Annotated in this window: 22 protein-coding genes; 4 read left to right on the top strand and 18 right to left on the bottom strand. The window is 41.9% G+C overall.

The window, feature by feature from the left end:
• Window positions 1-145 precede the first annotated feature (145 nt).
• Complete coding sequence (locus IQ259_RS19415; RefSeq protein ID WP_193887639.1) at window positions 146-961, top strand: carbon-nitrogen hydrolase family protein; 816 nt, start codon at window positions 146-148, stop codon at window positions 959-961.
• A 62-nt stretch (window positions 962-1,023) separates the two neighbouring features.
• On the opposite strand, the gene dhaL is transcribed toward IQ259_RS19415, so the two are convergent.
• The 11 genes from dhaL to IQ259_RS19360 form a co-directional block, all read right to left on the bottom strand.
• Window positions 1,024-1,665, bottom strand: a complete 642-nt coding sequence (gene dhaL / locus IQ259_RS19410; RefSeq protein WP_193887638.1) for a dihydroxyacetone kinase subunit DhaL — start codon at window positions 1,663-1,665, stop codon at window positions 1,024-1,026.
• Between the two features lies 1 nt (window position 1,666).
• Window positions 1,667-2,740, bottom strand: a complete 1,074-nt coding sequence (gene dhaK, locus IQ259_RS19405) for a dihydroxyacetone kinase subunit DhaK (protein ID WP_193887637.1) — start codon at window positions 2,738-2,740, stop codon at window positions 1,667-1,669.
• A 167-nt stretch (window positions 2,741-2,907) separates the two neighbouring features.
• Window positions 2,908-3,330, bottom strand: coding sequence for a type II toxin-antitoxin system VapC family toxin (locus IQ259_RS19400; protein ID WP_228014647.1), 423 nt, complete (start codon window positions 3,328-3,330; stop codon window positions 2,908-2,910).
• Entirely contained in the window at window positions 3,327-3,563 is a 237-nt protein-coding gene (locus IQ259_RS19395) for a type II toxin-antitoxin system Phd/YefM family antitoxin (RefSeq protein ID WP_193887635.1), read from the bottom strand. The genes IQ259_RS19400 and IQ259_RS19395 overlap by 4 nt, the downstream gene beginning before the upstream one ends.
• A 329-nt stretch (window positions 3,564-3,892) precedes the next feature.
• Complete coding sequence (locus IQ259_RS19390) at window positions 3,893-4,486, bottom strand: HMA2 domain-containing protein (protein WP_193887634.1); 594 nt, start codon at window positions 4,484-4,486, stop codon at window positions 3,893-3,895.
• Window positions 4,487-4,755: 269 nt separating this feature from the next.
• The gene (locus IQ259_RS19385; RefSeq protein ID WP_193887633.1) at window positions 4,756-5,061 is read right to left on the bottom strand and encodes a DUF5132 domain-containing protein; all 306 of its coding nucleotides are present in this window, start codon (window positions 5,059-5,061) and stop codon (window positions 4,756-4,758) included.
• Between the two features lie 78 nt (window positions 5,062-5,139).
• Window positions 5,140-7,491 (bottom strand): heavy metal translocating P-type ATPase, encoded by a 2,352-nt coding sequence (locus IQ259_RS19380; RefSeq protein WP_193887632.1) that lies wholly within the window; start codon window positions 7,489-7,491, stop codon window positions 5,140-5,142.
• Window positions 7,492-7,619: 128 nt separating this feature from the next.
• Window positions 7,620-8,414: an HMA2 domain-containing protein gene (locus IQ259_RS19375; RefSeq protein WP_193887631.1), complete on the bottom strand. Its 795-nt coding sequence runs from the start codon at window positions 8,412-8,414 to the stop codon at window positions 7,620-7,622.
• A gap of 32 nt (window positions 8,415-8,446) precedes the next feature.
• Entirely contained in the window at window positions 8,447-9,622 is a 1,176-nt protein-coding gene (locus IQ259_RS19370; RefSeq protein ID WP_193887630.1) for an HMA2 domain-containing protein, read from the bottom strand.
• 96 nt (window positions 9,623-9,718) lie between these two features.
• Window positions 9,719-10,252 carry a peptide deformylase gene (gene def, locus IQ259_RS19365; protein WP_193887629.1) on the bottom strand — a complete coding sequence of 178 codons (534 nt, stop codon included), beginning with the start codon at window positions 10,250-10,252 and terminating at the stop codon, window positions 9,719-9,721.
• A gap of 182 nt (window positions 10,253-10,434) precedes the next feature.
• A complete protein-coding gene (locus IQ259_RS19360) occupies window positions 10,435-11,682 on the bottom strand; it encodes an HhoA/HhoB/HtrA family serine endopeptidase (protein WP_193887628.1) in 1,248 nt (415 codons plus the stop codon).
• A 167-nt stretch (window positions 11,683-11,849) separates the two neighbouring features.
• On the opposite strand from IQ259_RS19360, the gene dnaA reads away from it, so the two are divergent.
• Window positions 11,850-13,238 (top strand): chromosomal replication initiator protein DnaA, encoded by a 1,389-nt coding sequence (gene dnaA, locus IQ259_RS19355; protein WP_193887627.1) that lies wholly within the window; start codon window positions 11,850-11,852, stop codon window positions 13,236-13,238.
• A 489-nt stretch (window positions 13,239-13,727) separates the two neighbouring features.
• Here dnaA and IQ259_RS19350 read toward each other — a convergent pair whose 3' ends face one another.
• Together IQ259_RS19350 and IQ259_RS19345 are read right to left on the bottom strand one after the other, a co-directional pair.
• Window positions 13,728-14,156 (bottom strand): type II toxin-antitoxin system VapC family toxin, encoded by a 429-nt coding sequence (locus IQ259_RS19350; RefSeq protein ID WP_193887626.1) that lies wholly within the window; start codon window positions 14,154-14,156, stop codon window positions 13,728-13,730.
• Window positions 14,149-14,403 (bottom strand): YlcI/YnfO family protein, encoded by a 255-nt coding sequence (locus IQ259_RS19345; protein ID WP_193887625.1) that lies wholly within the window; start codon window positions 14,401-14,403, stop codon window positions 14,149-14,151. Before IQ259_RS19345 ends, IQ259_RS19350 begins: the two co-directional genes overlap by 8 nt.
• 155 nt (window positions 14,404-14,558) lie before the next feature.
• On the opposite strand from IQ259_RS19345, the gene dnaN reads away from it, so the two are divergent.
• Complete coding sequence (dnaN, locus tag IQ259_RS19340) at window positions 14,559-15,713, top strand: DNA polymerase III subunit beta (protein WP_193887624.1); 1,155 nt, start codon at window positions 14,559-14,561, stop codon at window positions 15,711-15,713.
• Window positions 15,714-15,755: 42 nt separating this feature from the next.
• Here the strand turns inward: dnaN and IQ259_RS19335 are convergent, their stop codons facing one another.
• The 5 genes from IQ259_RS19335 to IQ259_RS19315 form a co-directional block, all read right to left on the bottom strand.
• Window positions 15,756-16,460, bottom strand: a complete 705-nt coding sequence (locus IQ259_RS19335) for a hypothetical protein (RefSeq protein WP_193887623.1) — start codon at window positions 16,458-16,460, stop codon at window positions 15,756-15,758.
• A gap of 242 nt (window positions 16,461-16,702) precedes the next feature.
• The gene (locus tag IQ259_RS19330; RefSeq protein WP_193887622.1) at window positions 16,703-17,308 is read right to left on the bottom strand and encodes a DNA-3-methyladenine glycosylase; all 606 of its coding nucleotides are present in this window, start codon (window positions 17,306-17,308) and stop codon (window positions 16,703-16,705) included.
• 45 nt (window positions 17,309-17,353) lie between these two features.
• Entirely contained in the window at window positions 17,354-20,677 is a 3,324-nt protein-coding gene (locus IQ259_RS19325; RefSeq protein ID WP_193887621.1) for a GAF domain-containing protein, read from the bottom strand.
• Window positions 20,678-21,002: 325 nt separating this feature from the next.
• A complete protein-coding gene (locus tag IQ259_RS19320) occupies window positions 21,003-22,190 on the bottom strand; it encodes a TRC40/GET3/ArsA family transport-energizing ATPase (RefSeq protein WP_193887620.1) in 1,188 nt (395 codons plus the stop codon).
• A gap of 260 nt (window positions 22,191-22,450) precedes the next feature.
• Window positions 22,451-23,710 (bottom strand): TPR domain-containing glycosyltransferase, encoded by a 1,260-nt coding sequence (locus IQ259_RS19315; RefSeq protein ID WP_193887619.1) that lies wholly within the window; start codon window positions 23,708-23,710, stop codon window positions 22,451-22,453.
• 180 nt (window positions 23,711-23,890) lie between these two features.
• Here IQ259_RS19315 and IQ259_RS19310 point away from each other — a divergent pair, with 180 nt between their 5' ends.
• Window positions 23,891-24,343 carry a protein kinase gene (locus tag IQ259_RS19310; protein ID WP_339383944.1) on the top strand — a complete coding sequence of 151 codons (453 nt, stop codon included), beginning with the start codon at window positions 23,891-23,893 and terminating at the stop codon, window positions 24,341-24,343.
• Window positions 24,344-24,351 lie beyond the last annotated feature (8 nt).

Here is a 24,351-nt window from a genome sequence, read left to right as displayed (position 1 = left end):
CTGCCCCCTGCCCCCCTGCGGCCTACTTGTATCAAACTTAAAGTGAAACGGTATTACTCATTGCCAATCAAGACCCGAAGTTCTTTAAGTAACGATATATTTAAGTATCTGTCCTGCACACATCTACTTGTTTTTTGTTGAATCTATGAAGTCTTATTTAGCCGCCGCTATTCAAATGACAAGTGTGCCTGATTTATATAAAAATTTGGCACAGGCAGAAGAATTAATTGATCTTGCTGTGCGTCGAGGGGCTGAATTAGTCGGCCTACCAGAAAATTTTTCTTTTATGGGTGAAGAAAAAGACAAACTCGCCCAAGCAGAAAATATCACCCGTGAAACAGAGCAATTTCTTAAAAAAATGGCTCAACGCTTCCAAGTCACGATTTTGGGCGGCAGCTTTCCGGTATCAGTAGAAGGTACAGGCAAAGTCTATAATACTTCCACACTCATCGACCCAAGCGGTCAAGAAGTTGCTCGTTACCAAAAGGTACATTTATTTGATGTGAATGTTCCTGATGGCAATACCTATCGTGAATCTAGCACTGTGGTGGCTGGTACACAATTGCCTTCAGTACATTTTTCCCAAGAATTGGGTAATATCGGTCTTTCTGTTTGCTATGATGTGCGCTTCCCAGAATTGTACCGCCATCTCTCCAGCAAGGGAGCCGATGTGATGTTTATTCCGGCTGCTTTTACAGCTTTCACAGGCAAAGACCACTGGCAAGTATTATTGCAAGCAAGGGCAATTGAAAATACTTGTTATGTGATTGCACCCGCCCAAACTGGCACAAACTACGCCCGTCGTCAAACCCACGGTCATGCTGTGATTATTGACCCTTGGGGTGTGATTTTAGCTGATGCAGGTGAAAAACCAGGAATTGCGATCGCAGAAATTAACCCCTCGCGTCTAGAACAAGTACGCCGTCAAATGCCTTCTTTGCAACATAGAGTATTCGGCTGAAGTGAAGTATGAAGTCTGAAGTATGAAGTGTGAAATTTTATCCTTCAGCCTTCATCCTTAAATTATTCCGACTTCTCATTTTTTATACTTTTCAGTAAACTTTTTAACATCAAATAAGCCGAAGTTGCACCGGGATCTTGATGTCCGATACTCCGTTCTCCGAGGTAACTAGCGCGTCCTTTTTTAGCTAACATCGGTTTGGTGTTTTCTAACGCTTGTTTTGCTACTACTACTGCTTGTTCCATTGCAGCCAATGTGTCTTTACCTTCTCCCACTGCTTCCTTAAAAGCCGCCACACCCGGAGATAACACATCAATCATTGTCTTATCTTCCAATTGGGCTTTACCCCTTTGCAATACACCTTCTAAACCAGCTTGCAGTAATTGAAGTAACTCTTGTGTATTTAGTTCTTGTTTACCAGCAGTTACAGTACTAGCTTTTAAAAATAATGTGCCGTACAAAGGGCCACTAGCTCCGCCAACGCTGGAAATTAGAGTCATGCTAACTGCTTTTAAAATGCTGCCAATATCTTGATTTGCCACAGTCGGCAGTTGATTCATGACTTTTTTAAACCCACGTTCCATATTAATACCGTGGTCAGCATCACCGATCGCTGCGTCTAATTCTGTTAAATATTCTTTATTCTGCTCTATTTCAGATGCAAAGATTTGCAACCATTGTAAAATTTGCTCTTGACTGACCATCTTAAATACCCCATCGCAGACTTGCTGTGTGTACTGGTGCGTCCCACAGACGAATCATTTCATCATCCAACTTAAGTAATGTGATTGAGCAACCTTGCATCTCCAAAGATGTAATGTAAGGGCCAATTAAGTTGCGGACAATTGGCATTCCTTGTTTTTCGCAGATTTCCGCCAGCTTGCGATAAATCAAATAAAGCTCCGAGATTGGTGTACCACCCATACTATTAACAAAAGCCAACAAGCGATCGCCTTTTTGCCAAGCGGGATCAATTAATTCCACATCCACCCATTGTCCTTGGTTTTCATCCCATTCCCGCACAACCCGGCTGTAGCCAACATCATCAATGATTGTCTGAGTTAATATCTCTGCAATCTCATCTGCTGATTTTAATTCCATCCTTTCCCGTCCAGGTTCACCGTGGATACCAATACCGAATTCCATTTCGCTATCGCTTAATGTAAATGTCGGCGTACCTTTAGCTGGTACAATACAAGATGTCAGGGCAATGCCCATACTCCGCCCATTCAGATTTACCCGCCGACACAAGTCTGCTATTTGTGGCAAATCATACCCTTGTTCCGCCGCCGCACCACAAATTTTCTCTGCTAATACTGTTGTGCCTACACCTCGACGACCTTGGGTAAAAAGGCTGTCTTTCACTGCCACATCATCATCAATTAAAATATTCAGTACATGGATACCTTCACTCCTTGCTAATTCCGTGGCCATTTCAAAGTTCATCACATCGCCGCTATAATTTTTGACGATATAAATAATACCAGCCCCACTGTCTACCTGTTGAGCCGCCGCCAGCATTTGATCAGGTGTTGGGGAAGTGAAAACCTCTCCCGGACAGGCCGCATCCAACATTCCCTTACCCACAAAACCAGCGTGCATCGGTTCGTGACCACTGCCACCACCAGAAATAATTGCTACTTTCTCCCGTAAGGGTGCATCGGCTCGGTAGACAAAGGTAGGGTCATAGTTGACTTTAATTAAATCTGAATGGGCGATCGCCATCCCTGCTAGACTTTCTTTTACGAAGTCTTCTGGCTGATTGATCAGCTTTTTCATGATTTGTGCTTGAGAAGGTGCTACTACTCAGGATAAATTACTCTGGTGCTGCTTCTAAAACCTGATTAGTTCACCTTTCTCCTGAACTAATGGTTTTGGTTATGCGATGTCTACGATGATGTTCCCCCTACGCACTTTTGGTAAATTATAGAAAGGGAATAGTTGATTTACCGCAGTAATAAAACCTCAACTCCTAAAATTTCAGCACTTGTTGCTAAAGCCTCATCAGCCGTTACCAAGCGGATATTATTTTGAAATGCGATTGTCAAATGTAGAGCATCCAGTGTACGTAATGGTATATCAAATCGACTAATCCACTCACGCGCTAAGTTATAGTGAACTGTTTCTACCGCAATTTGAGTATAAAAGTCACTATCCAAATCTGCTTGAAATCTTTCTATAATTGCTATTGCATCTTGTTGAGATATTTCTCGCATTCTAACTCGACGCGATAGTGCAGAAACTAGTTCAACTGCAACTAATTGACTCAACCCAACTTCAGTTTCATTGAGTAGTAATTGTTCCATACTATTGCTTAAAGCTTCTGTCCAATATAAAGGAGCGATAATGCTTGTATCTAAATAAATCAACAACGTTCCTCTGTACGTGCATTGATGACAGTTGCACTCAAAGATTCACCTTTAACCGCCAGGGAATCTCGAAATTGTTTTATAGTTGCTAACCTTTGTTCCTTTGATAGCAGAGGAACCAAACGAGCTACGGCTTTATCTTGCTCTAACAAGATTACTTCTTCTCCCCTAGCTACCCGTTCCAAGAGAGATTTTAAATTTATAGCTGCTTCTTCAACACTAATTTTCAACACTTTCTGACTCCTGTAGTTAGACTGACATTATTTTAATTGGATTCAGAGAATGTTTGTAAAATACATCAACAAACCGCCAAGAACGTAGAGTAAGAAAGGAAGTTTCTAAATTCCATATCTCCAACTTTCACTCTCTGCGCGTCTCTCTGTGTGACTACGGTGTACACACAAGTTTCTTAGTCTGCAATGTTATTGCATCAACTTGTCATGTGAATGTACTGACCTACAATGTTATTGCATCGACTTGTAAAAATTAACCTACCCTATTGGCGTGGTAAATCTCAAGGATTTGTGTGTACATGGTAGCTCTGTGTGATGAAAAATTCATACTATGATTTTCCCGCTCCACCACTAAGTTGGGGTTTACTGACTCCATGCAGTTTGATGAAACTATCAAAGGCGTACCAAGCCAATACATACCAAGGAATTATTTCTAGTTGCAAACCCTTAACTAGCAACTGTCTCACAGATAAACATCCAAGTGCCAAGGGAAATATAAAACGTAAATCAACTACATTATTTGTTGCTTGCTCAACTCTGTCGTTTAAATCATAAACGGCATTAGCGACAGTGGCGGCTGCATCGGAATGACTTTCGTCCGTAATATCGGCAAAAATCATCCCGATATCTTTAAGTGTAGCTACTACATTTTCCCAGCTTTCTTGATTGCGATCGTGGTGAATCACAATACTGCCATTTTGGATATTAGTAGTTACCTGACTAACGTTGGGTTGGGTATCCAAAATCTTAACAATGCGTTGTATTTCCCCAGCTTGACGATGAGATGGCGCAATTCTTAACCGTAGCCTTCCTGGGGTATTGCTAACAATTTTTGTAGAGATAGGTCTAGATGGCGTGTTCAAGGCTGCTGGCTCTACAACTTGGGGCATTATAGCTACGTTACCATGACTATTTGTAAACACATCCACCCTCCTGAGTAATACTTTAAATGCTTTTGAGTTTGGTTCATCTATTTTTTTACCGCAGATGTAGACGCGTCAGCGGCTTTCTGTAGGCTACGCAGATGAATTTTTGTGAGGATTTTCGCAGCAATTAAGAAAGACGGGTATCTCACCCATCTTCTAATTTGCTGTCTTGAGTTTGTGTAGGGTGTAATGCACCTACAAAATGTTTGGTAGTGATGGTGGGTTAGCGATCGCGTCACCCACCCTACAAACTATAAACTGTAAGTTCATGCACCATTATCAGATGTGCTGTCAACTGGAGTAGCAGCTGCTTCAAATAATGGGGTTTCTCTGTTTTCAGCGAGTTCGGCTTTAGCTTCAGCTACGATGTCTTCCCAAGTTTCGCCTAGTTCTGCAAAAGCGCCTTTGCTTTTTTCATAAGCAACGATTCCACCTTTGATGATGGACTTGGCGAAGGGTTTACCAATTCCAGCCACAACGGGAATCAGAACTGGTGCTAACAGAACTGCACCAATACCGGCTATAATTCCAGGAGCGCCAGCATCTTCAACAAAATCAGTAATTTTCGGCATAGTAAAGTATCTCCAATTGAATTGAAAAAAAAATTGTCAGAAAGCCTTTTAGCTTAATCTAGCCATGATGTCATCTCATCATGCTGATGGTAGAGCTTTCTTGGGGGAACTTTTAAGAATTGGACGTAAACCGTTAACTCCCGCAACGATAGTTGAACCATTGTTAACCATCGTTGCACCTAGGGGGTTCAGCCCAAATAGCACAGCGATCGCCATTGCTACAATATTAGGAATAGCAACAATACTGGTGTTTTGCCGAATTAATTTTTTGGCGTTGCGTGCCAGAGCGATTGCCTCTAATATCCCATGTAAGTCATTCTCCATCAGCACTACATCTGCTGTCTCACGAGCAATTTCTGAACCGTGAGCAAAGGACACAGAAACATCGGCGTAGGCTAATGCTGGGGAGTCGTTAATTCCATCTCCCACAAATGCAACTGTTTTACCTTGTTCGTGGAGTTCGCGGACAACGGCGGCTTTTTGTTCGGGGAATGCTTCTGCGTGAGTATAGGCTGGGGCAATTCCGAGTTCAGCTGCTACAGCTTTGGCTGTGCGCTGATTGTCGCCGGTAAGCATGTGAACTTCCACACCTTCAACCGTCAACAGGTGGTTAATTACTTCCCGTGTTTCTGGACGAAGAATATCACTATATCTTATTCTACCGAGAAGTTGACCATTGCTGGCGACATAAATTACAGAATTTATGCGGTTGCGATCGTTAAGAACTTCCATATCTACGCCTTGTTGACGCAAGAAGCGCTCACTACCGACAAAAACAGCCTCGCCATAAATTTCGGCTTCCACACCTAAACCAAGTTTATAGTTCCATTTGCTACGGCTGGGTATGACGGTTTGCTGTGCTTCGGCATAACGAATTACAGCTTCGGCGACTGGGTGGGTAAGTCGTTGTTCGGCGGCGGCGGCTATAGCTAAAACACGCTCCTCGGAGACTTCAGAATTGAAACTATCAACCCCAATGACTGCTACTTCACCCTTAGTCAAAGTACCAGTCTTATCAAAAACGATAGTATCAACTTCTGCCAGTTGTTCTAAGGCTCGGCCACTGCGGATGAGAATTCCGTGTCGCGCTGCATAAGTCAAGGCTGCCAAGACTGTTGTTGGTACTGATACTCTGATCCCCGTTGCAAAGTCAAGGGTAAGGACGCTGGCGGCGCGAGCGGCGTTGCGGGTGACAGCAAACACGGCTCCACCCAGTAATAAGGTAGGTACAACCGCTTTTTCAGCAATTTTAATCGCACAGTTTTCCATACGGGTATCGTGGACAGGAGCTTCTTCCATGAGCTTGATGCTCTGTCCGGCGCGGGTATCGTTACCTATCCGTTCTGCCAAGATATAGATACTGCCTTCTCGTACCAGGGTGGAAGCAAAAACTGGTTGTCCTTTAGTCTTTAAAACTGGTACTGATTCACCAGTTAGTTTCTGCTCATCTAGTAGGGCTTTACCTCGGATGATATTACCATCTACAGGAACTTGTTCGCCGGGATAGACAATAACTGTGTCACCACTCTTGACTTCTTTGATGGAGATTTGTACCTTTTCACCATTACGTTCTACCCAGACAAATTGCCCTAGAGAATTGAGCAAATCTAAAGTCTGCATTTTGGAAGAACGGGCGGTGCGATCGCGGATATTTTCGCCAATTTCAATTAAACTCAGCATCAATGCTGGTGTGAGAAACTGTCCTTGGACTGTGGTAATCACAATTGCCAGCAAATCCAACACATCAATTGTCAGTTTACGCTGCATCACCACCCCAGCGATCGCTCTTTGGAATACAGGCAATGTTGCTAGAGCAATGGTTCCCGCCACCATCATGGGTGGTACGGCAAATCCTAACGGCCCACCTAGCACCGCTAAACCAGTCGCCACAGCCGAAAGTTGCAATCCTGGCCAAGCTGTTTCAGGATCATCTTTCGTCTTGGCATCTAAAGGCTTTTTCGGCTCTAACAGCACAACATTGGCATCATTCGCCGTCATAATCAGACAGCTAAGACGCGATCGCATTTTGGCATCACTAACAGCACTAGATTTATAGGTAACAACTAACGAAGCCGCCGCAGGTTTAATTCTGACGCTGGTGATGAGGGGATCAACTTCCAATAGAGTTTGCAGGCGTTGCACATATGCAGCGTTGTGGCGCAGATGTGGAATACGCAATCGCATTCTTCCAGGAACTGCATGAACAAGGCTGTAAACAACTGTAGAGATTGGCTGATGGGGATGTCTATTGCGGTTAGCTAAAGACGTTTTGCCAATCTGTTTTGCCTCAGTCTTGTAACCCTTTTGAGCTAAAACAACTGTGCCTACGGTTTCGTAAACCTTCGCACCTAGCGGTACTTCTTCTTTTAGTTCAGTTTCGGCAGATTTTTGAACTGATGGCGATGCTAGTTGAACTGTCAATTGTGCCATTCTTTCTCTCGCGTAAAGTGATGGAAAACTTGATTGATGACGCAGTAGGCTCTCAATTTTCGAGAGCAAATTCCCCCCAATCACTCAAGACTGGTGAGCTACTGCAAAAAAGATTTGCTGATTATGTTTTAAACTCTGCTGGCTGTTTCGTTAGCAGATTGAATCAGACTAGTTAAATGCGTTATTGCTGCTTCTACAACGTTGTGCTTTTGCTGTTGAGACTCTCGCAGTGTCCCAGTTTTGTAGGTGATGACGACTGAGGCTGCATCTGGATTGATTCGCTCACTTGTCACCACTGGATCTGCTTTGAGCAAGTTCTCTAAGCGTTGCACGTATTGGCGATCGCAAGCTATTTGCGGGATGTGAAACCTAACTCGCCCAGGAATTGTATGAACGATAGTATAGGCTATTTGGGAAGAGGATACGAGGCAGGGGGCTGGGGCTTCTAAGATGAGGAGCGGAAGGGCTGGGTGCAAGGGGGAATCTTTCTGTAAGTTTTCTCCCCTCTGCTCCTTGCTCCCCTGCTCCTCTGCCTGATTGTGTTCCCTGCTCCTTATCTCCTCAGCCTCTGTTCCCTGAGCATGATCAGCAATTTGCAATAGATTAGCCAGTTCTGAACGCATTTCAAAATCTGACATCATCCCGGTTTTATAAGTAATAACGACTGATCCCGCCTCTGGGCTAACTTGCTGACTGATAACCCATTGTTGCGCCTTGATCAACCCTTGTAGGCGTTGCAAGTATGGGGGATCATCACTAATCCTCGGTACGCAAAATGCGACTTTTCCAGGAAGTGCCAGAGTAGTACTATAAGCTACCTTGGCAGATTGCTTACGACGGGTGGCATTATTTGATTTGGCTGCTATTTTCCAGGGGCTTTCCCCAGGAGGCTGCGATGCCGATGAAGATACGGAACCCTCCATTTTCATCCTCCTGTGTTCCTTAACGGAACTATCTACAACGGAAAGTTCGCCATGTAGGCTAAAGAAAAAGACATTGCTGAGGGCTTCATGTCAACCCACCAGCTGGATATGTTTAGATTGTTACTTTCAGAATTTATTTTTGTTGTATCGGTCGATACAACAGGCTGAATAGTTGCTTCTAGAGGTTGTTGCTCTTGTTCTATTGTTTGAACAGGCAGTGTTGGCGGATTTGTCTCCAAAGCCAATTCCATCAGTTTTACCCAATGATTGACTGTTACATAACTGGGTTGATATGCGATCGCTATCGATGCAGCATCGCAATTCATCCGCACGTTAGTTACTTGAGCATCAGTTTTCAATAGCCTCTCCAGTCGTCGCGCATAAGCACGATCTTGGGCGATGCGAGGTACATGAAATCTAATCCTGCCAGGAATGGCATGAGCTACAGTGTAGGCAATATTTGCTGATTGTGTTGCGTCTTCTCTAACTTGTTCAACAACAGGCTTGGTTAATACTTGTGTCAATTTCGGTTGTTCAGTTTTATTATTTAATTTTACAGATTGGCGATCGCCTTTTTTAGGATTTGGTTGTGACTGCTTGTTGCTGTCTGACTTAGCACTTTGCGGTTCCAGACAGCCAATTACCCGACGAGTCGCGTCTGCGGTAATCATATAAACTGGGATAGACGCTAAACCACTAATTCCCAACCCTCCTGTCACCGCCAACCCTGAAATCAAGGGAATGAAGGAAACAGTCTGCTCCATCCAAAAGTCAGGAGATTTCCAAGCAGCAAAAGGATCTCTGCTACTCATTAATTCAGGCGAAGTCGGGGGAGTGTGAATATTTAGTTGTTCCAGTATTCCTAACATCTGCGGTAATGTCAGTCGATTTTCATCGAAGTTAACTACCAAACTGCCCAATTGCTCGTTGGTATAAACCTCCCTGACCCCTTTGTACTGCTTTAAATATTGAGATACTGGTTCTAGTCTTGAATTCAAACTACCGTCAGTAGCGCGGATGCGGATGCGGCCGTGGGCTGCATGTACAATCTGTAGCCCACCAGCAGGCAAATACATGTCTAATTTTGTAGTTGCTGGACTGGTGTGTCTATTCACTTTTACTTGATCATTGTGACGCGTAACAGTGATTAAGTCGGGAGACAGAGGCTCTTTCGGACTTAACCCGCGACTACTGAGAGTTATGGTCATTTACTCGATAGTTGCACCAAGGCTAAAAGGTTAACGTTAGGTTAAATATAACTCATAAATTCCGTATATGAACTCCTTCTGAAGATTTATTTTGGATTAAGTATTGTTAATTACCTGTTTTTGATATTCTTGCTCAGTAATTATATCGTGAGTACTTTCGACGCGATCTATAAAGACAATTCCATCAAGATGGTCGTATTCATGCTGAAAAATTCGCGCCACAAAGTCAGTTAATTCTTGTTTTTGTAATTTACCGTAACGGTCAGTATATTCAACTTCAATAACTCGATATCTAGGTACTAATCCTCTAATACCAGGGATACACAAACAACCTTCCCATTCCTTAACAGTTTCCGCAGAATGAGACACTATCCTAGGATTGATCATGGCATTGGGTTCCATTGTGGGAGCCTTGGGATACCTGGGATTTGGGCGAGAAGCAACAATAAATAAACGCTTTTGTTCGGCAACTTGCGGTGCAGCAATGCCGACACCATTAGCATGAATAACCGTTGCAATTAAATCATCAATTAATTTTTGAATTTTTTCGTCATGAATATTATCAACCCCAGTAGCTTTTTGACGAATTATCGGGTTGCCCAATTGCATAATTGGAATCAAATCAGCCATGTAAAAAACTCCTTGGGTAAACTAGCAGATAATGAATGATGAGGATGTACAATTAAATGAAAATTGACAATAATTAATTGTCAATTTTTGCAGACATAGAATTTTCTAATTGTCTACATACGATTTTCTAATTTTTCTGAACCTTAAACACTAAAGTTCCTACTTCATACTTCACACTTCAGTTAGCTTTCTCGTTGTACTGGTAGAGGTGCAGGATTAACTGCGAATTGGGTAATTTGACCGTTACGTTCTACCTCTACTCTTAAAGGACTACCGATTTGGCTGTTTTCGACGAGCCTTTGTACTTCTTCAACTTTAGTGACAGGCTGGTTGTTAATTCGTTGAATCACATCCCCTGGCCTAAGTCCAGCAGCAGCAGCCGGAGAGCGAGGAACAATATTTACCAATAACACTCCTTTCTCTGCTGTGAGATTAATGCGATCGCCAAATCGATTGTTTATCCTTTGTTTAATTTCTGGTGTGAGCGTTACCATCTGAACGCCCAAATAAGGATGATCTACTCGGCCTTGAGTAATTAGTTGTTGAGCAATTTTCTGCACTGTGTTAATGGGAATGGCAAATCCTAACCCTTGTGCGCCGCGTAAAATCGCTGTGTTCATCCCAATTACTTGACCTCTTGCATTCAGCAAAGGCCCACCAGAGTTACCAGGGTTAATCGCCGCGTCTGTTTGCAGATAGTCAACACGCTTGTCACTCGCACCAATATCACTACTAGACCGACCTGTGGCACTAATAATTCCAGATGTCACGGTATTATTTAAACCCAAGGGATTGCCAATTGCAATCACTGCTTCCCCTGGTTGTAGTGCATCAGAATTACCCAAGGATATAGTTGGTAGGTTATTTGCTTGGATTTTGATCACAGCTACGTCTGTTACCGGATCTTCCCCCAAAACTTTGCCATCAAAAGTCCTACCATCCTTGAGAGTAACTGTCACAGTGTCAGCACCATCTACTACATGAGAATTGGTCAAAATTTGACCAGAGGAACTCATGATAAATCCTGAACCACTACCTCGTTCAACTCTTTGTCTGGGTTGTGCATCCCTAAAATACCGTCTAAAAAAGGGATCGTTAAATTGATCGGGAACGCGAGATGTAACTGTTCTAGCGGAGTCAATTCGCACGACAGCACTACCAACATTTCGCACCACTCCCACAACAAAGTTAGGATCTCCAGATGCAGCGATGATTGGTGGAAGCGCGATCGCTGATTCGGGGTTAGATGTCTTGGGTTCGGAAACTAAAGGCTGATTACCTGGATTTTCAAAGGTTTTACCAGGTAAAAGGCTGCAACCTCCCAAGGACACCATTGCTATGCCACCTAGCAGCATTAACTTAGCACTGGTTGATTCTCTTTTGAGCAACCAACCCCAGATATTAATTTCTTTATGCAGTTTTGTCTTCATGTGTCTTTGCCTCTCCGTGTTGGTCGGTGGGTGATAGGATATTGCCTACTGGGTAGTCCCAAAATGATTAGAACTTAAAGTTTGCCCTAGGTCTAGAGCATCTGAATGCTAAATTGGTGCTTGCTCATATCTTCTATTTTGGCGATTAGCAGCAAAGGTGATATGTGATGGAAATTTCTCTTGACGATTTGTGGACTCAGGTGCTAGAGCGCTTACAACTAGAATTATCCCGTCCAACCTTTGAAACTTGGATTAAAACTGCTAATGCGGAGCGGTTAGAGAATAATTGCTTAGTCATTATTACTCCAAACCCTTTTGCACGCAATTGGTTACAGAAGTACTACGTCCATACCATTGCTAATGTAGTGCAAACTATTTTGGGGTATCCGGTCGAAATTTACATTACAGTGGCCAAAGATGATGAGATTCCGCGATTGGGTGAAAAAGAAAATGCTGGGGAATTTCCTAACTCCAATTTTGTGTCTGAAAGTCTTCCGCAAAAAAATCAGACTAATGCAGAACTAAACTCAAAATATGTGTTTTCTCGGTTTGTTGTGGGAGCCAATAACCGGATGGCTCACGCAGCATCTTTAGCAGTTGCAGAATCTCCGGGTAGGGAGTTTAACCCTTTATTTTTGTGTGGCGGTGTTGGTTTAGGAAAAACTCATCTGATGCAAGCGATCGGTCATTATCGCTGGGAGATTTGCTCAGATTCTAAGATATTTTACGTTTCTACAGAGCAGTTTACTAATGACTTAATTACAGCCATTCGTAACGATAGTATGCAGAGTTTTCGAGAACACTATCGGGCCGCTGATGTGCTGTTGGTCGATGATATTCAGTTTATTGAAGGTAAAGAATATACCCAAGAAGAATTTTTCCATACTTTTAATACATTACATGAAGCTGGCAAACAAGTTGTGATTGCTTCTGATCGTCCACCCAACCAAATACCTCAACTGCAAGAGAGGCTGTCTTCGCGGTTTTCGATGGGGTTAATTGCAGATATTCAAGCGCCTGATTTAGAAACGAGGATGGCGATTTTACAGAAAAAAGCTGAGTACGAAAATATCCGCTTGCCTAGGGATGTGATTGAGTATATAGCGACTAACTACAAGTCTAATATTCGGGAATTGGAAGGAGCATTGATCAGGGCTTTGGCATATATTTCTATTTGGGGTTTACCAATGACAGTAGAAAACATTACCCCAGTTCTAGAAACCCCAAGCGAGAAATTTGCAGCTACTCCAGAGGCAATTTTAACAGCTGTGGCTGAAACTTTTGATGTTTCCATTGAAGACCTCAAAAGTAATTCCCGGCGGCGAGAAATTAGCTGGGCGCGTCAAATCGGGATGTATTTAATGCGTCAACACACTGATTTGAGTTTACCGAGAATTGGCGAAGAGTTTGGTGGTAAAGACCATACAACGGTAATCTACAGCTGTGACAAAATTACGCAATTACAAGAAAGCGATCGCAATTTAGTCCAAACTCTGCGTCAACTTAGCGATCGCATTAACATGACTAGCCGTTCCCAAAAATCATCAAGAAATTAATTTTGAGTTTTCCACAGGCTGGACTTTCATCATCTATATCAATGGTTAAGGAGTTAATTGATTAATATTAAGTTAAGTATAAAAAATGATTAAATTTAAATCTTTTTGTGGAAAAACAATTATTTTTTGTGGAAAAATCTCCATGATTATGTGAAAAACTTTATTAAGTATAATTACTTTGTGGAAAAACTCCTAAGGTTTTCCACAAGTTTTCCACAGGTGTTAACACACTCAAAGATTATTTTCCAGGGCTTAAGGCAGATTATACCAATTCGTAATTCGTAATTAAGAAACTCTGATTTGGTCTGGGTTGTGGGGTTTGAATGTGTTGCCTAATTTTAGAGAATTGGTGCTATGTATATTTTTAGGCAAAAATAATCATATACAAAAGTTTTGTTGTCAATCTTGTAACACCATAGCCACAGTAGTTTACAGCTAATCACTTATGTTAGCGATCGCTATTTTTTCATTGCACCACATAAAACCACTTCAATCTCCCAATTTGTAGACGTAAGCGGGTCTGGGTGAAAATAGGTTGAGCATTGCCTCATCTGCTGTCCAAAAGTTCGCGGACTCTATCTTGGCACAGGCCAAGAAAACAGCATCATACAGAGTGGGAATTCCATATTGTTCAGCGAGTTGCCAAGCGTCGAATCGGAGAATTTCAGTATCGATGTAGTTAATCGGTAGGCTGATGTAGGCGGTGTATAGTTGGTCAGCTTCAGCAAAGGTCAGTAAATTGATTCTCAGTTTTTTGCGAAGCACCGAACCCACCTCTGCCCAGGCAAAGCACGGTGCAACAAGTCTGGTTTGCTGAGTTAAGGCATTGGTAATCAGCGCGATCGCCTCTGGTGTTTGTTCATCCGGGCAAAGGTACTTCATCATCACGCTGGTATCGATACAGAGTGCCTCAGTCACGTCTAGCTTCGCCTTCACGCAGTCGACGAATTAAGGGTACTGGATCAGGATGAACCCCAGTTCGCTGTTTAACTTGCTCTCGAATGATTTGAATTTGTTCGTGGGCTACCCAAGCACTACGCCACTTCATTTCTTTTTCCAGGGCTTGAACAACTAGATCATTGAGTGATTCATCTTCTCGCTTCAATGCCCGTATTTTCTGAAGTAATTTTGCCGGGAAGCGAATTGTTAAGGCTTCACGTTCCATAAGTACACTTTATGCAACCATCAGATGATACCATAATATACAACCATTAATATTGAGCTAAATAATTCCCGTAAGTAATATACGCTCAGGTTAAGATGAGCGGCGATCGCTGCCGTTGTAGATTTACTTTATAAATAGCTTCTAACTCCTAGACTATGAAATTACTTTGCTCCCAAAGCGACCTCAGTACAAACCTTTCCCTTGTCAGCCGTGCTGTACCTTCACGACCAACTCATCCGGTGCTGGCGAATATACTTTTACAAGCGGATGCTGAAACTAACCAAGTAAGCTTAACCGCTTTTGATTTGAGTTTAGGTATTCGTACTAGCTTTAGTGCGGAAGTTTGGCAAGGCGGAGCGATCGCACTTCCGGCTAAACTTTTGGTAGATATTACCTCCCGTCTACCAGAAGGGGAAATCACCTTAGATGATGAAGCCGCAGAAACATCCACAGGTGAAGGTTTAATTGTCACCCTCACACCAAAAAGCGGATATTATCAAGTCCGCGCCATGAGCGCCGAAGATTTTCCCGAACTCCCCATCATGGAAAATGCCGAACCAATTAATTTAACCACAGCCGCCTTAATTGAAGGACTGAGGGGTTCATTATTTGCCACTAGCGCTGACGAAACTAAGCAAGTTCTCACGGGAGTACATCTAACTGTAAAACAAGACTCTCTAGAATTTGGTGCTACAGATGGACATCGCCTAGTAGTCGTAGAAACGGCAAACGAGCGTCCTTTGGGTGGGAGTGGTCAATTAGAGGTGACAGTACCCAGCAAAGCCTTACGGGAACTAGAACGGATGTTAGCTCATAATGCTGCCGCTGATGATGCGATCGCCTTATATTTAGATCAAGGTCAAGTTGTATTCGCTTGGGCTAATCAGCGCTTAACTAGCCGCACTTTAGAAGGGCAATATCCCGCATATCGTCAACTCATTCCCCGCCAATTTGAGCGACAAGTAACAGTTGATCGTAAACAATTTTTAAGTACTTTAGAAAGAATTGCTGTCCTAGCCGATCAAAAGAATAATATAGTTAAACTCACCATTGACAGCGCCGCCCAAGAATTAACATTATCTTGTGAAGCTCAAGAAATGGGCAGTGGTAGAGAGTCAATGCCTGCGGAAATATCTGGAGAAGATATAGAAATTGCTTTTAATGTAAAGTATTTGATGGAAGGTTTAAAAGCTTTGCCATCTTCCGAAATTCAAATGCACATCAATCAAAACCTGACACCGGTAATTTTTACACCCCTTGGCGGTTTGAAGATGACTTATTTAGCCATGCCTGTGCAATTGCGTAGTTGAAACTATGTTTAGTGAATCATGCAATTATAGCTGTTCAGAGTTTTAAATGCTCCAAGTTTGAATTTCTAGCAAAGCAGTTTTAGCTTCCTCAGGAGTAACTTTAGGAAGTCGATTACTCATATAATCTTCATAAATTCCTGTAGTTTGACTAAATTCCGGTTCGATTCCATCGAGCAGTTGTGGAAATTCAGAAGAGAATTGCCAATCTCGATCCCAAAAAATGCGATCCGCTAATTCGTCAACGAGCCATTTCCACTGCTCAACATCAGTTGAATGGTAATCAAAGTCAGACCAATCATCATATTCTTCCTCATCATCGTCAAATTCCTCTGCTTGCCAACTTGGAAGAATTAACTGCTCAAATACTGACCAGAGTCTCTGGCGATAGCAATATTTTAAATAATCCTCACCCTCCTCAAACAAGCCATCCTCTGCTAAATTGATTTCTTCTTCTACTTTCATTTGAAGAAAGGCAAAGGGAAAAAAGGCCGCTGCCTCTAAGGAGTTCGTTAGTGAGGGTGGAGGAACGTCAGGATTAAGTAAAGCTACCAGACAAGAATGCAACAGCACAATCTTTTGGTTAAAGTTAGCGTTATCAAAAATGTTATCTTCTGTTAGACATTCGAGTTCATCGTTGAAGTCCTCAATCTCCTGTAAGTAGTACACTGCTTCCTGGAGAATTTCAAGGTAAAATTTTGCTTCGATGCCCTCAAGGACGCGATCACCTATCTGTGTGTGCCAAGTCATCTACGATTTATTGTTATCAGTCTGTACGCTAAAATTCTACTCACTTTTTTGAAAGTTAAAACTTACACTTAACAGGGTTAGGGAGAGGTCAATTAAGCACTTGTTAGTTTTTTTAATTATTTTGTATACTTCAGCAAGCCCATTATTTTCAACAGTAAATCATCTATCTAAAGTAGTATATGTTAAAAAGTATGAAAATTTATGCGATCGCCAGTTCAGAAATGCTTAAATGGTGCGATCGCTCATCCTTTCTTAGATACAGCCGGACTGTTAAATAAATACCAACGCCAAGGCATATCTACCCCTTTGCTTAAACCAATCCGGGTAGTCTGAATTAATGTTAAATCTTCTTGTTCTAGCTGTTGTTGCAACTCAGGATGGCGGTGTTCTAGCCATAGCGGTTGACCAAACTCTAAGGGTGTTGCATTCAATGTCAGATCAATTTTCAAGGCGCGGCAAAGCTTCCCCGGCCCGGCAGCAATGCGATGCGGTTTGAGTTTTTCTTTATGGTCAACCCAGGTAGGTACTTGATCTAACTCAAGGGCGCGGAGAAGCACAGCACTAGCTACTCCATCTTGGTCAGTTACAACGTTGAGACAGTGATAGCAACCATAAATTAAGTAGACATATGCCTTACCAGCAGTACCAAACATCACTTGATTGCGGGTAGTCCGGCCACGATAAGCGTGCATTGCCGGATCATCCGGCGCATAAGCTTCTGTCTCGACAATCATTCCTCGTAAAATACTGCCATCTGACATCTGCCGTACTAGAGTACAGCCAATAAGTTCAGGTGCCAGCAAGGTTGAGGGACGACTCAGCCAAGTTGCATCAATGCAAGTGGTCATACTCTTTCACTAAAAAAGTGCTAATCATAAACGAGTAAATTTTACTTAGCACTCAGCACTTTCAGTATGGATACTTTGCCGAATTGGAATTTCAATCCGAAATTCTGTTCCTTGGCCTGGCTGGGAATCGCATTTAAAAATACCGCCGTGCTTTTCTACCACAATTTGGTAACTAATTGATAGCCCTAAGCCAGTACCTTTGCCCACTGGCTTAGTGGTGAAAAATGGGTCAAATACTCGTTTTTTAAAGGATTCTGGTATTCCTAGCCCATTGTCTTTGATGTAAATCACAACACTAGGCGGATTTTCTTTCATGTCACCGACAGCAGTGCGAATGGTAATTTGATTTTGATGAGTTTTTGATCTTGATTCCTGGCTATATTCCAAAGCATCGATCGCATTACTCAAGACATTCATAAATACTTGATTTAGTTGCCCAGCATAGCATTCTACCAACGGTACATCGCCATATTCTTTGATTACTTGAATGTCTGCATGATCTGATTTCGATTTCAAGCGATGCTGCAAAATCAGCAACGTGCTATCAATGCCCTCGTGAATATTAACTACCTTCATTTCTGCTTCATCGAGGCGAGAGAAATTTCGTAAAGACATGACAATTTGACGAATGCGTTCAACACCAATGCTCATGGAAGAGAGAGTTTTCGGCAAATCATTAGTCAGAAATTCTAAGTCAATTTCTTCGGCGCGATCGCAAATTTCAAAACTTGGGTTAGGATACTGCTGCTGATAAAGATGCAGCATACTGAGCAAATCATCAGCATACTCCCGGACATGGGATAAATTGCCATAAATAAAATTCACTGGGTTATTAATTTCATGGGCGACACCCGCCACTAACTGGCCCAGCGAGGACATTTTTTCGGTTTGGATGAGTTGGGTTTGGGTTGCCTGTAGTTCATGTAAGGCTTCAGCCAGCTGTTGGGCTTGCTGCTTGGTATGGGAAAGTAAATCAGCTTGCTCTAGTGCGACAGACAGTTGAGCCGCTACCTGGGTGGCAAACTGGATTTCTGAAGCTTGCCATTCACGAGGTTGGGCGCACTGGTGAATGCACAGCAAACCCCAAAGTTCATTACCTTTAACTAGGGGAACAACCAAACTGGCTTGTACCTGAAGTTTCTCTAGCATGTTTAAATAACAAGGGTTCAATCCAGAATTCTGAACTTCAGTAATTGCATGAACTCGTCCCTGGCGATGAAAAGCAACATATTTTTGCTTAAAGCAAGTGTCTTGAATTTTTAAATTAATAGTAGAAATAAAACCAGGTAAAATATCCTCTGCAACCACTTCACCTTCATCTAGTTCCGAATTGGGATCAAAGCGGTAAACTACAACTCGGTCAGCATTTAAGGTGCGGCGAACTTCATGAGCGGTTGCAGTAAAAATTGTCTCTAAGTCCAGAGATTCTCTCAGCTTGCTAACTACTTCAAACAATATTTGTCGTTGTTCTGCGGCTTTACGCAAATCAGCAGCAAGCTGCTGAGTTTGTGTGAGTAACTGGGCTTGCTGGAGTGCTATCCCCAATTGAGCCGCAATTTGAGTAAGGAAGTTAATTTCTGAAGGTTTCCATTCGCGGGGGCCGGAATGTTGATAGGTGCAAAGTAAGCCCCATAGTTTCTGCCCAACAAAAATAGGCGCTAGTACAAAAGCATGAATGTGATAATGTTCTAGATTGTCTACATGGCACTGGGTAAAGCCCATTTTGTAAATATCATCTACCGCAAATGTTTCGTTGTGGCGGTAACGCCCTCCTTCTGTATTTTGTAGATAAGTGTCATTCCAAACTGTATTTACCCTAATGTTGGCTTCATTTGACCAATGGGGACTAGCCGCTTCAAAATCTCCGACGAATTCACCACCCCAATCTTCTGTAAAGCGATAGACAGAAACGCGATCGCTTTTCACTAACTGACACACTTCTTTGGTGGTGATTTGAAAAATTGTATCTGTGTTCAGAGATTCACGTATCTTAGCAATGACACCAAACACGGTTTGTTGCTGTTCATGGCTGCGTTGCAGTTCAACGGTGCGCTTTTTTACTTGATGTTCTAAATTGAGATTAAAAGCTTCTACTTGTTGGTAGAGTTCATATTGTTGAATTGCTGAGGCAAAATGTTTGGCGATTTCTCTAGCTAATTCAATTTCTGCTGCTGTCCATTGTTGCGCTTGGGCTGTTTTCGATTCTCGCCACACATCAAAGGACAGGCGGGGATATAATTGTCTGCGATCGCGATCAATTTGACCAGCCCACAAGGTTTCTGTGTCTATTTCATCTCGAAAAATGCTCAAGTAGCCAATTAACTGCTGACGGTATTGGAGTGGAATCATTAAGAGACTGCGAATTTTTGTTGGTTTAAAAGCCAGCTGCAAAGTTCGCAAATGAGAAGTTTGATAAATGTCAGTAATTGCCCAAACATCATAGTCACCAGACTGATAATGTTGCTGCCAGACACTATATTGCTCCATTAATGGATAAATAGTTTCTGCGGGAATTTCTGGTTGCTGTCCACAGGTGTAAAGCTGAATGCAGTTGTTACCAGGAATTAAACATTCCCCTAGACTCCGAGCGTTACCATTTTGGAGGTGAAAGGCTTCGTTTCTCATGCACAATCTGCCACCAGAACCCTTAAAGGCCGACACTGCTGCTTCTAGTGCAGGTTGTAAAACAATGGTAGGTAGTGAATGTAGCAGGGTTGCAATGCGGTTAATAATACTTTCTCGTTCAGCTTTAGCACGGGCTTGGGTGAGGAGATTACTTTGAGCGATCGCCACCGATAATTGATCTACTACCATTTGCATCGCTTCTAGTTCAGATTCTGAAATAGAATGCGGTTGAGAATTATGCGATACCAGTAATCCCCAGAGTTGCTCTTGATGGAAAATTGGCGCTACCATAGAAGATTTGACCCCCATAGCAGTTAAGTATTCCACATGGCAAGGATCTACGGGGCGGTAACAGATATCTTCTAGTTTCAGTTCTCCTGTTGCTAAAGTACTCACACGACTGTGACCAATCTGCTGCATTTCCACATTCACGACAGAACGTACTCTAGACTTAATAAAAAGTTCGCGGGCGTGAGGGGGAATATCATCAGCCGGAAAATTTAACCCTAACAGTGAAGGTAAACGATATTCATAAATCGATTCACCAACAACTTGACCACTACCATCAGCATGAAATTGATAAATCATTACTCGGTCGGTTCCGAGTAAGCAGCGTACTTCTGCTGTTGTTGTTGTAATAATTTCTTTTAATTCTAATGTTTGACGAATACGGTTTGTAATCCGGCGCAGGAGAGTTTCTTGATCAGGTCTTGTCTGCAAGTTTGAATCAGATATAGGAAACATTGTTTTTAAATTAAATAAATTTCAGAAAAATAAATAACGAGTCAGTTATAAATCTAAAATCATTGTGAATTTTATGTAATCTATTTGTCGACAGTAAAACCACGGCAAAATATAGTAAAGACTTTTCTGAGGTCGTTACATACTTTTACATTATTTAGTTTGCAAATAGTTTCCTATAAAAATGTATTTTCTTGATAAAGATTCGGATAAATTTTACTTTAAAAACCAAAATATTTAGGTGCTTATAAAAAAGTAGAGATAAGAACAATATCATATCTCTACTGTTTAGATTTAATTTTTATCAGAGTTTAATTTACATAGTAAATTAAACTCTGATATTGTCAGCAAAGCGGATTCTCAAATAGTCGTCTTCCATCTTTGCACCAGCAGGTTGTAGTGCGGCTAAAGCTTGTGGTAGTACTAAGTTGCGGCGATGGTTGCCAATAGTAATGTTTAGCTCATCACCAGTTTTACTCAGTTGAATTTGGTTTTTAGGAATCCCCGGTAAGTACAGTTCTAAACTGTATTGATTTTGTTCTTGTACGATTCTAACTGTTGTTTCTTTGTAGTAAACTTGGCTAGGATCTTCATCTTTGTAAAGAATATCTTTGAGCCTTTCTAGTGCTGCTAACCCACACATTTCTTCTGAGAAAAGTGGAACTTCTTTGACAGGCAGCGGGTGGAAATTTTCGTGAATCTCTTGGCGATATTGCTCTTGATTTTCTTTCCAACGTTGAAAAAATGGGTCTTGTACTTCTGGAGGGATAATCCGATTAGCAACGATTAAATCTGTTGCCACATTATATAAGCTTAGATAAGCATGAGCGCGTAGAGATTCTTTAATCACCATCTTCTCTGGATTCGTGACGAGACGCACAGAGGTTTGGGTGTTGTCTGTTAATACTTTTTCCAGCGCTTCAATTTGTTCATAAAATTCGTAAGGTGCATCCATTACCTCTTTGTCTGGTAAAGAAAAACCAGCAATTGGTTTAAAAAACGGTTCAACCAGAGGACGCAGCGCCACCGAAATATTTTGAAAGGGTTTGTAAAAGCGGCGCATATACCAGCCACCAACTTCTGGTAAACTCAAAAGACGCAAAGCTGTACCAGTAGGGGCTGAGTCAATAATTAAAACATCAAAATCCCCTTCGTCATAGTGGCGTTTCATTCTTACCAAGCTAAAAATTTCATCCATGCCTGGTAAAATTGCCAATTCTTCCGCCTGTACTCCTTCTAAACCTCGCGCTTGTAAAACTTGGGTAATGTAGCGCTTCACAGCGCCCCAGTTACCTTCAAGTTCTTGCAGTGCATCCAGTTCTGCACCCCACAAATTGGGGCGAATTTGTTGGGGCGCATGTCCCAATTCCAAATCAAAACTGTCTGCCAAGGAGTGAGCGGGATCTGTACTCAAAACTAGTGTGCGGTAGCCTAGTTCTGCACAACGTAGTCCTGTAGCGGCAGCAACAGAGGTTTTTCCCACACCGCCTTTGCCTGTCATCAAAATTACTCGCATTATCTGGAATTTATAAGGTTTTTAGCTTGTGAGTCCTCTAAAATGCTCAGTTAATGATCAAAGAGGGTGTCGTCAATTTTTGAGCGAAATATTAAGTAAGAGTTTTATACTCAATATCTCTGCTCAAAAAATACTCACCTTTTATTATTACGTAATTTTTTGACTCACAAGTTGCCGATTCCCAAGTTTGTGAGGTTTTGGATTGTGGTGGAAATCATGCCACAAGACATAATTACGAATTACAAATTACGAACTACTAATTATTTTAACAGTCCCATCTCGTATAAGCCTTGGCGTAGTCTTTTTGCTTCTTCAGGATTCTGCTGTTCGTGGAGCAGAATAGCATTTTTAAAAGCTGTAAGACTAGCTTGGAGGTTACCAACTTTTAGCTGTACTACACCTAAATTCTGATATGCTTCTGCATAGTAAGGATTTAGCCTGATGGCTTTTTGATAACAGGCGATCGCATCTGTAAACAAACCCAAAGCCTTTAATGTCATGCCCAAGTTGTAATGTCCAGTAGCAAAATTTGGGTCAATCTTTAAAGCTGTCTCGTAAGCTTTTTTGGCACTATTTAAATCGCCTGCATCTTTGAGTAAATTACCTAAATTGTTATATGCTCCCAATTTGAGCATAGGATAAATCGGTAATTTAATGGCGGCTTGATAGTGTGCAAGAGCTTGTTGAGGTTTTTTGAAATGATTATGGGCAATGCCTAAATGATAGTGGAGTTCGTATAAAATTTCGTAGTTTTCTTCCGATTGTATTGTCTGCTGGTTTTCCAGTCCGCGCAGCCGGGTTTTATTTAGATGGTTTTGGCTTCCACTCACCTGGTTTAAACCGCGTTGCAGTAACTCAACACCTTGAGAGATATTGCCAGTTTCAACATACAGCGCTCCTAATTTACTGCAAACATAAGGATCATTAGGATGAGTGGACAAAAACTCTAACATTGCGGCTTGAGCTTTGGCGTATTTATTGTTTTGAGCGATCGCACCTTTTTGATATCCTGTGTGGAGAATCGCCACACCCTGCAAATAACCTACCTGCCAATGGGGTTCTTTCTTTAACAGCGTCGCCACACTGTCATCCACTAACGCATGATAAGGACGTTCAAAGCGAATCTCTGGATGATTGCGAAATAATCGAGAAACTAAAGAATAGGGAGATTGTGCTGCACCAACTTCTTGACGGATGAGATTAATTAAAATATATTCATCACTTTGGATTACTGACTGCATCTGTGGCACAATGCTCGGTGAGAGAGTTTCATCCGCATCTAAGACAAGAATCCAATCACCAGTTACATATTTTAAAGCTGTATTGCGAGCGGTACTAAAGTTATTACACCATTGAAAATGATGTACTTTAGCTCCAAATTGTTGAGCAACTTCGGGAGTGCGATCGCTAGAACCTGTATCTAGCACTACCATTTCATCTACAAAATCTTTAACACTATTCAAGCACTTAGGCAGCGCAGCTTCTTCATTTTTAACAATCATGCACAGACTAATACTCATAAGCCAAGGTCAACTTATTTACTTTTATTTCTTGGGTATAGAAGATGCTACCTAATAAAGAATGCCAGGCACTCATGAGTACAGTTAACAACACTATTATGTCAACTCTACTTGCTGCCAGTCATCACTTAACACTTTATTATGTGCAAAAATCAAGATTAACAAATCAGCGAGTGAGTTATAACAATCGGCGGACGTTACCAAATTCTTACTCAGATGGGACAAGGAGGGTTCGGCACAACTTTTGTAGCTCAAGATATTCAACGGCCGGGAAATCCCCAGTGTGTTGTGAAGCGGTTTAAGCCACTTGCTAATGATCCCTACACTTTAAATGCGGCTAAACGCTTTTTTGAATTAGAAGCAGCCATCTTAGAAATGTTAGGGAAACATGACCAAATACCGCAACTATTGGCGCACTTTGCCGAAAATGAAGAATTCTTTTTAGTTCAAGAGTTTATTCCAGGTCATGATCCTAAACAAGAACTCCCTCCTTTCAGTGAAAAATTAAGTGAATTAGCTGTCATTCAACTCTTAAAAGAAATACTGGCTATTTTAGCATTTGTTCATCAAAATCATGTAATTCATCGTGACATTAAACCTGAAAATATTCGCCGTAGAGAGTCGAATTTTTAAATTGATAT

It is taken from the genome of Fortiea sp. LEGE XX443 (assembly GCF_015206815.1).
In the GTDB taxonomy this organism is placed as follows: domain Bacteria; phylum Cyanobacteriota; class Cyanobacteriia; order Cyanobacteriales; family Nostocaceae; genus Nostoc_B.
Note: the sequence above shows the minus strand (reverse complement) of the source record. Positions and strands in the feature narration are given on the sequence as shown.